We start from the raw sequence: 695 nt of genomic DNA on the forward strand, positions 1-695 counted from the left end.
GGTCGGGTCGTGGATTTCGCCAAGCACTTGCGCGATGGCCTGCTGGATCACTCGATCCAACACCGTCGGGATGCCGAGGGCACGAAAGCGCCCCCGGTCTTTGGGGATGAGCACGCGGCGCACCGGCGAGGGCTTGTAAGTCCCTCCGCGCAGCTTGGCCGCGATGGTTTCCCAGTGGGTCCGGGCAAAGGCGGGGAAATCCCCGACCTCCATCCGGTCCACTCCCGCCGCTCCGCCGTTGGCCTTCACCCGTTTCCAGGCATCGGTCAGGTTGGCGGACGACAGCACCTGTTCGAACAGGTCGTCACGGACTCTCTCTGTCTCTGCTCGCGTCACCTCCATGTCTCACTCTCCCGTGCGGGTTCGTCGTGGTGGATGGGCTCCGCGAGTCGGAGTCCCGTCATTGGTTCGGCCCTTCGTCGGATTGAGACCTCCGGCAACTTTGCTGTGCTTCGCGCACTCCGGCTCGTTTCTCCGACTACTATGACCTCTGCTGACTCCTCGCCGGTCACACCCATCATTGCTGAGGGATGCGCTGCCGCCAGGGCGACCGCAGGCCGACGAGGCCTCCCCACATAAGAGCGGGAACCTCCGCCACCCAAGCGCCCCCTTTACCTCCGGGACAGAAACGCACGGCTTCGCTGTGTTGTGCCAGCTCACCTGGTCCCGTCGGCCTCGTAGGAGGTTCTTGTTCA

1 pseudogene is annotated in these 695 nt (G+C 64.6%); it reads right to left on the minus strand.

The window, feature by feature from the left end:
- A pseudogene (locus ACG2LG_RS24115) lies at window positions 1–342 on the minus strand (group II intron reverse transcriptase/maturase); the annotation flags it as partial.
- Between the last annotated feature and the right edge of the window lie 353 nt (window positions 343–695).

Source organism: Haloferula sp. A504, assembly GCF_044385805.1.
GTDB lineage: Bacteria > Verrucomicrobiota > Verrucomicrobiia > Verrucomicrobiales > Akkermansiaceae > Haloferula.